Raw genomic sequence first — 7995 nt, forward strand, 5'->3', positions numbered from 1 at the left:
GCGTTAGCGCACTCACGAGAGTTCGGCCGAAGTCCAGGGAATCATTGGTGTGCTTTTTTGTGCGCAGATGCGACTGGTCTCGACATTGGGCGCTCGGGCGTGGATGCCTGTGAGCCGGCGCGCGAACGAGGAGAGAGGCCTTGCCAAGCGCGCGGAATCGATCATTAGGATTGCCTGCAAAACTATGCATCCGGGCGCAGACGCCGGGTCCAGGTCCTTGGAAAACTCCAGCGGTGCCCTGAGGCTGTGTCCCAGGAGGCTTTCCAGCTCGAGCTGGAGTACAGTCTTCGGGAGCATGAGCGCGATCTGGGTGAATTGGTCGTCGCAATCGAGATCGACGGGAAGACCAGGTGCGAAAAGCGCGGCAGTCTGCGGGGTTCCGTACACGGGGTTGCGAGGGCCGGCTTGCATCCTCGCCCTGCCTGCAACCGGCATGTCGACATGGTAGTTCGCGGCTGCAGTCACGCCTCCAATTTTTATTACATTCAGGGACATGTCGGGGATGGTCGAAGCGGACGCCGACGGGAAGTCCATCGGGAGGAGACGACGGGATGACTGCCGAATAGCTCACGAGACGTCGACGACATACCGTGATTCTGCGTCAGAGATGGCGTCGTAGGCTCATTGCCGCTCCGTTGCGCGTTGATGGAATCCCGTGCACCGCGCATAGGAAGAACCCGCCGGTCGTGCTCCAGTCGGGCAGTGCCGTCACTATGCCTTGCCCGACTGAACGTCTCCACTCGCAGGCACGTCCGAAGGGCCACAAAGAAAGGTCGGTCTGTTCAGGCGCCGTTCGTGATCAACGCGTACGGTGGCGGGCTTGGAAACGGTCCCTCCACTAGACAGGCCCGAGCAAGTGGGATCTCCTCAACGTTTGGCAGCACGTCGCGTTTTCGATGTTCAACGGGAGGTCAAGGCGAGGCATGCATCGGGTGCGACGTAACAGGAGTACGAGAACTCCTTCAGAACCGGATGCCGACCGGCGGATGGCCCGCCGTGACACTCGGACTCAATCCTTCATCCGGGGGGTGTGCTGCCGCGAGCCGTTTCGCTGCTCTGAGCGCAAAACGAGCTTGCACCGCGTCTAGTTCTTGGGTCATAGATTCGGGTATCGAACCAAGCGCCTCCGCGCTGACGACGCCGTAACGGTCTCGGTACGCCGCGACGACGCAACCGTGCTGACGCCACGCCGCGGCAGCTGATCCCTTGGGCGTAGTTCCGAGTGCACGCGTCCACGGCGCCCCCACTAGCAGCGCCTCATCCAGGACCGCGTTCGCTCGCGCTTCGATCAGCTCTCTGCGCTCGACGAGGGCTCGGTGCATGTCAGGATCCATCGGGCCGGTCGCGCTGGGTATGAGGCCGACGACCAGACGTGGTTTCAAGCGCGAGCGCCCTACACCCGCCTCTCGGGCGGTTACCGACGCGATCCTGGCGTGAAGGACCGCTGCGACATCCTGCGCGTCGTCGAGACCACGTTCTGCGACAACGCGCGCGAGCAACAATCTGATGTCGAAGTGGTGGGCCTCGGCTCGGCGGAGTTCGGCGCTCAAGGCTCCGAAGGCGTCGGACTCGATGGCGTGGTTTGCCTGGCCAGGCGAGAGTCCACTTTCTCGCAGCTTTGTCGCCCATTTGTCGTGCTGCGCGACCGCTGCAATGGTTTCGTACTCCGCCGCGAGTTGTGCGATTGAGCCCCACGCGTCTTGCTCGGCCGTGATCGTTTCGTGCGCAGATAATTCGGCACCGACGTGCTGTAGAACCCCGTAAAGGATGCTCCGCGCTGTCGAGTGGGCGTTATCACTCGGGCGTGCTCCGACGTGCGCGACATCCGGCTGATCGATGGCCACGTAGGCCGTGTTCGCCTCTCGACCTCGCGTCATAGCGACGTAAAAGTTCTCTCGCGTAGTGCTCAAGGCGACGATGACGTGCGCGGTGTCGGTCGTGATGCCTTGCGCACGGTGGGAAGTGACCGCATAGCCGAGTTCTACATTGCGCTCCATGTACTCGGCAGGGAGCAGCAACGCGCTCCCCCACCGTCGGCCGTGCCGTCGGACTTCGGCCGAGCCGTTCCGGCACACTCCGATCACGGTCCACCGGTCACCGTTACGCACCCACGACCCGGCAGCGCGGAGCCGACGATCGTTGCGGCGCGTAATAACCGTGTCACCGACAGCGGCACGTGTGCCGTCATGGAGGGCAACTTCACGAAGCGCATCCACCTTGCCCTCCAGGATCAATTCCGTGCGAGCGCGCGCGTTCAGTGACGTAACGGCCTCGTTCGAGTCGCTGATCAGCACCGTTGTTTCGCCGGCTTGAGTATCGGCTCGCCAGGCGTCGTAAGCCGCGTCCGCCATTGCCGCCGTGTTGCCCTCGCGAACCCGATCATGCGCGACGTACTGGTCGATGGATGCGGGGTTGCCTTGACGTAGCCCGAGGGATGCGGTTTTTTCCCACTCGTGGGTGAAGCGGTGCACGTCGACGAGCGCGGGCACGTCCCCCCGATTGTGGACCAGTAGTGACAGCGCGCCGCCCGCCTCGACCGACTGGAGCTGGGCGTAATCGCCGACCAGGAGAACTTTTGCGCCAACGTCCGCAGCGAGTGCGGTGATTCTGTCCAACGACAAGGTGCCCGCCAAAGACGCTTCGTCTATGATCACGAGTTGACCGGAGTGGAACGTCGCTTCATGGACCAGGTGGTTCTGCCACCATTTGGCCAGATTCTCGGTCGTGATGCCGAGATCCTCCCCCAGAACCTGTGCGGCCGCCGCCGAAGGGGCGAGCCCGACAACTGAGCCCGGACCATGTGCCATCTCCCAGGCCAGACGAAGCGCGTGCATCGCGGTCGTCTTGCCCGCGCCAGCCGGACCAACAAGGACATCGATGACCCGCCCGGAGCCAGCGATGGAGGCGAGCGCTCGGAGCTGAGCGTCGGCGAGTACTCCCCCACCGGGCAGCTGCGTACGAGCAACCGAACGCAACGTTGCCAGTGCGACTTTTGGTCCCGTCTCATCGGCAGCGCGTTCGAGCAGTCGAGCCTCCGCGTCGAGCAACTCCGACGAGGTGAACACGATGGAGTGCTTCGGGTGAAAGACTGACGTCCCGTCGTCCCGCTGGAATTCCTCCGGGCTCGACGCAATCTCCGGTGGCGTAATTCTCAGCGATGCGCCTTGGGCGGCATCGACGACAAGGCCGAGGACGGCTTCGCGATTGGAAGCCGACGCGAATCGGAGGTGCATCGTTTGCCGCGCAGCTTCGGCGACGAGGTTCCAATGCCGCCAAGTGGACCGCTTCTCGCTAACCGCCGTCATTACGCTCAACCCCAGCGCAGCGACCTCTTCAAAAGGCACGTTCTCTGCGCGCAGCACCGGCGATGGAAGGCGTGCAGCCGCGGCCCTCGCCCACGTCGTCGCGTCCTCTCCCAATACTGGCTCGGCGCGTTCCCGCCATTCCGCGGTGAGCTCAGCAAGTGAACTCATCACTTTCGCTGGTCCTGTCGACAGGGTGGCTTGTGCACGCAGCTTCATGATCGTGACGGAGCTTGGGCGATGACCATGGCTCTTCACAAACGCGTCAATTAGCGCATCGGTCTCGACGTCGATGTGCCGGGACCTCGTAGAGAACTCCGCAACCAGCGCCTCGGGAACTGATCTGATTGCCCACGCGGGGTGACGATCTCTACCCCGCTCCCTCGTCTCCCATTGCACGCCCAGGGACCGTGTGAGCGCATCCGCGAACAGAGTCTCGTGGAGTTCCGAAAGTGTCACGACGGCGGCGTGCATTGGTCGACCGTCAATGAAGCGCCATTTCCCGTCCAGCACGGTTTGCACCTTGTTGCTGATCACTACGTGCGTGTGCAGATGTGGGTCGCCGGCCCTGCTGTCGAAGTGATCGAAAGCCGTCGCAATGATGCCGGTCACGCCTACTTGCGCGACGGCGCCGTCACTCCCTGTTGCACCGGTCCTCGTCGCTGCAACTTCGCGCTCTATGTAGGCAATCACATCGGCAATCGCCTCATGGTGCGCATGCGCGATGCGAGCCTGGGTGGCCGCGTCAGCGACACCCCAAAGGATGCTCGCTGACTTCGGAATCGAAAAGGTGAAGTCGTAGCCAGCAACGGCGCGGCGGCGGGCGACTCGGGGCGGTTCCCCTGCTGATAGCGCGGTCGCTTCCTCCTGTTCGATGCGTCCGTCTCCGGGGCCTGCGTTGCCCACTGTCCCGTAGACGGGGTATGCGCACCCGAGCGCCTCACCGGTGAGCGGATTGCGGCCCAACCCAATCAGCAGCTGTAGCTGCGCCTCCGTGACTTGGTCACCTTCGAGAATCGACCCTGCGCCGAGGCCATTGAGGCCACCGCCGATCCACCGTCCCGGCGGTGTGCCTTGCGCGCTGTAATAGCGCGTCAGCGGCGTTGAGAGTGAGCGCATTCCGTCCCCAGCGGCGACAGTGCGCAGCAGGTACTTGTACCCGTCGCCAGCGCTCATCACTCGCATCGATACCGTCACTCGGCCCACCTCCGTCATTGCGAAGGAGGTGCGCATCTGGTGCTCTGACGTGAACTGGAGTGATGAGTTCCTCAGTCTGTGAGCCGGGGCGGGTGGCGGGGCTGCCGGTCGAGTCCGGCGTAGTGCTGCCAGGGGGCGCCGTATTCGGTGGCGATCTTCTCGGCGCCGGTGGAGCTGTAGCCGAGCATGCCCGCGACGATGATCGCGGGTGCCTGACGGAGCATCTCGCGGATCGCTCGGCTGCGGTTGGTTAGGTTCGGGATGCCGAGGTTGTGGAGGCGCAGCCGCAGCGAGGTCGTGTGCATGGGCTGTCCCGAGGCGCGGCCGGGGAACAGCCACGGGCTCGTCGTGTTCGCGGCGGTCATCTGGTTCCTTCGCGCTGCGACGTGCTGGCGGATGGTCTCATCGAACGGGGCCGGGACGGGCGTGGGCGGGTCGCCGAGCCGGATGAGTAGTTGCCCGTCGGTGCTGGTGGTGATGTCGTCGACGGTGAGCTGCCGGATGCGCGCGAGGGGCTGGGCGTAGAGCAGGACGAGCAGCGCGAGCACCCGGTCGGTCAGCTCCATGCCGTCGCCGTCGTGGATGCGGCGGATCAGCTGAATGCGCCGCCGCTGGGTGATCAGCGTGGCGGGCCGCTCCGGCTGGGACGGGAGGTCCAGCTGGGGCATCCTGCGGGTGTTCATCGCCCAGCGCAGGAACGGGCGGAGTGCGTTGCGCAGGTGTGGCGAGCTCTGGGCGAGGACGCGATCGAGGTCCGCCTGGGTCGTCTCGGCCAGGGTGCGGCCCTGAGAGGTGAGGCCGCTGAGGAACGTAGCGGTGACGCGCAGCCGCGCCCGGGCGAGCTGCGGCAGGGCGTAGCCGAGCTCGCCGCCGGCGTCGATCTTGGCGCGGAAGGCGCGCAGGTAGTGCCAGGTGATGAACAGCCGCAGCGTCGTGCGGTGCTCGGGGTCGGTGATCGTGTCCAGCCAGGCCGGCCACCACTGCTCGAACAGGAACATGAACTTGTCGACGGGCGGGAGGATGCCAGCGGTGACCATGAGGTCGCGGAGGTAGATGCTCGACTTCAAAGGCGGCAGGCTATGGATGCCCTCGTGGGTGAGCGGGACTTTCCCGGAGGCGAGTGCGCGGAGGATGCCGCGCGGCTCGGGTCGGGTGAGCCAGCGAATGCCCGAACGCGGCCGCTTCATGCCGAGGATCAGCGCGACCAAAGGCATCAACTCGTCCCGGACGCGGCCGGTGCCGTCATCCAGGAGCTCTTCGACCTGGTCCCGAAGAACGCACCAGCCGCAGATGCCGGCGTGCTCGCGCCATCCCTCGCGGCCGCAGCGGGCGCAGCTGTAATCGCCGAGGCCGCCGCCGCAGTCGGTGCACCAGCGTTGCCCGTCGGGGCCGATGCCGGGCAGCAGCCGGTCGGTGCCGCAGCCGTCGCAAAGGCCGTAGACCTCCATCGCCTGGGCGAAGCAGCCCGAGCAGATCGGCCCCTCGGGCCAGCGGCGCCTGACGGCCAGCACCGTGACGCCTCGGGCTTGCCTGCGGGCTCGCTCGGTCCCGACCAGGCGTCCGCAACGTGCGCATCGCTCCGGCTCGGTGCCGCCCTCGGCAGCGGTTCCCGTCACTCGCCGGGGCGGACGATCCGGGCGCGAACGGGCCGAAGCTCGCCGATCTCTGCCGCGGTCGCGGGTCGGTCTCCGGCGGCGATCTTGCGGACGCCGACGTTGACCGCCTCGGTGGGGATCAGCTCGGCCGGGGTCACGTCGAAGATGTCGCAGAGAGCCGCGAGCACGGGCAGCGAGAGCCGCTCCGGGGTGGTGGTCACCATCCGGTGGACCTGCGAGGCCGACAGCACGATCCCGCGCTCGGCCAGCAGCGGGACCAGCTCGGTCGTGGCGTAGAGCTTGTGGGCGGCCATCACCTCCCGCAGCCGCCACTGGTAGGACACTTTCCGTCGTTGTCTGGTCATCGTGTTCCCTCCTGGGGAGTCTGTGCGTCGCCGACCGCGTCAGCCATGATCGCGTCCAGAGCCCGCCGCAGCGTGCGGACGCGGAAGTCCGAGGAGACCCCGGTGTAGATCGACGTGGTCGAGGCGTGCTCGTGGCCGACCTGGTCCTGCACGAACCTGGGGTCCCAGCCGTCCTCGATCAGATGCGTGACGTAGGAGCGGCGCAGCGAGTGGAAATCCAGCACCGGGTCCAGGCCCACCGCCTCCCGGTAGTCGGCCATCCGGTGATCCAACAGCGCCGCGCTCACCCGCGGAGACCGCTCCGAGGGCCAGGCCGCCGGGTTCCCGTCCGTGCCGAACAGCGGGCGGACCTCGGTGAACCACTGCTCCAGCGCCTCGACCGACCACGGCCAAACCGTCAGCACCGTGCGACGCTTCGGCGGCGAGGCGCGCTTCGCCTTGCCATGGCGCACCTGCACCGCCCCGAAGCCGCCAAACTCCGGCGCCTCGGGATTGCGGCCGAAGTCCGACACGTCGAGCATCTGCGTCTCGGTGCGGCGCGTGCCGAAGGCGTAGGCGGTCTTGAAGATCGTCGCGTCCCGGAACGCGGCCATCCAGCCCTTCTTGCCCCGGGAGCGCTTGAACTCGACCTGCTCGTCCGCGTAGTCGAACAGGTCCTGCAACTCCCGCCGCGTGAAGGGACGCTTGCCCGGCTGCGACTCGACATCCGCGACGTGCTGCGCCGAGTTGACGTCCGTGACGATCTGGATCGGGTGCGACCCGAACCGGCGCATGCACTCCTCGGCCCACTCGTAGGCCGGGTCGGTCGCGAACGAGCAAAAACCGCGCACCGCGACCTGATAGCCACGCAACGTCGAGCGCGTGCAGTGATGCACCGCGCGCAGATCCGCGAACCACTCGTCCGCGTGCAACGCCGTCCACTCCCACGGGAACACGCCCGCGTGCGCCTGGAAGGCGCGCACCTGCCGCTCGCGCGCCTGCACCGTCGAGCGCGCCAGATTGCGTGCAAGCCCCTGATTGCGCCACCCCTCCAGCATCGCCTCGAACACCTGCTCGTCCGGACGCAGCAACGCGACCCCATCGACCAGCGCCAGCCGGGCCGAGCCCGCCAACGCACCCTCGTCACCGGCCACGCCGACCCTCCAGAACACATCGCATCAGATGCGATAATATCGCATCCAATGCGATGCCGCAGACAATCCCCCGGTCAGCAAACAAAGACACAAAGCGAACCCCAAACCAGGAACCCGACAGCACCAAACGACGAGCCTTTCGCAGCCCGTGATTCCGCGGGAAAACGGCACTCAGGGAGTCAGCCAACAACACTGACGAGATCGCACCCAATGCGATTCGTCATCGTCCGCCTCGATCTGCAAGAGGCGTGGCAGGCCGAATGAGTCTACTTGGCGGCGCTGATGCGAACGGTGGCTAGGGGGGCTTTTGAAGGCAGAAGAGCTGCGTCAACAAGGCACCGGCGCCGCCGCTCGCGAAGACCGCAGGGACGAATTGGGACAATCACTCTCGCGCGGGATGGTG

5 protein-coding genes are annotated in these 7995 nt (G+C 66.0%); all 5 read right to left on the reverse strand.

Annotation, left to right across the window (positions count from 1 at the left end):
• Positions 1-12: 12 nt before the first annotated feature.
• Positions 13-534 carry a hypothetical protein gene (locus ACLQ62_RS02425; RefSeq protein ID WP_411720069.1) on the reverse strand — a complete coding sequence of 174 codons (522 nt, stop codon included), beginning with the start codon at positions 532-534 and terminating at the stop codon, positions 13-15.
• A 428-nt stretch (positions 535-962) separates the two neighbouring features.
• Entirely contained in the window at positions 963-4478 is a 3516-nt protein-coding gene (gene mobF, locus ACLQ62_RS02430) for a MobF family relaxase (RefSeq protein WP_411720073.1), read from the reverse strand.
• Positions 4479-4570: 92 nt separating this feature from the next.
• Positions 4571-6010 (reverse strand): hypothetical protein, encoded by a 1440-nt coding sequence (locus tag ACLQ62_RS02435; protein WP_411720070.1) that lies wholly within the window; start codon positions 6008-6010, stop codon positions 4571-4573.
• Between the two features lie 101 nt (positions 6011-6111).
• The gene (locus ACLQ62_RS02440) at positions 6112-6459 is read right to left on the reverse strand and encodes a helix-turn-helix domain-containing protein (protein ID WP_411720071.1); all 348 of its coding nucleotides are present in this window, start codon (positions 6457-6459) and stop codon (positions 6112-6114) included.
• Positions 6456-7592 (reverse strand): tyrosine-type recombinase/integrase, encoded by a 1137-nt coding sequence (locus ACLQ62_RS02445; protein WP_411720072.1) that lies wholly within the window; start codon positions 7590-7592, stop codon positions 6456-6458. The genes ACLQ62_RS02440 and ACLQ62_RS02445 overlap by 4 nt, the downstream gene beginning before the upstream one ends.
• Between the last annotated feature and the right edge of the window lie 403 nt (positions 7593-7995).

The sequence above is a fragment of the Mycetocola sp. genome (assembly GCF_046716805.1).
Classification (GTDB): domain Bacteria; phylum Actinomycetota; class Actinomycetes; order Actinomycetales; family Microbacteriaceae; genus Mycetocola_A.

Bases quoted from the DNA above. Each gene is read 5' to 3' on its own strand.
- mobF (WP_411720073.1), bottom strand. From the start codon at position 4,478: ATGAGCGCTGGCGACGGGTACAAGTACCTGCTGCGCACTGTCGCCGCT.
- ACLQ62_RS02425 (WP_411720069.1), bottom strand. From the start codon at position 534: ATGGACTTCCCGTCGGCGTCCGCTTCGACCATCCCCGACATGTCCCTG.
- ACLQ62_RS02440 (WP_411720071.1), bottom strand. From the start codon at position 6,459: ATGACCAGACAACGACGGAAAGTGTCCTACCAGTGGCGGCTGCGGGAG.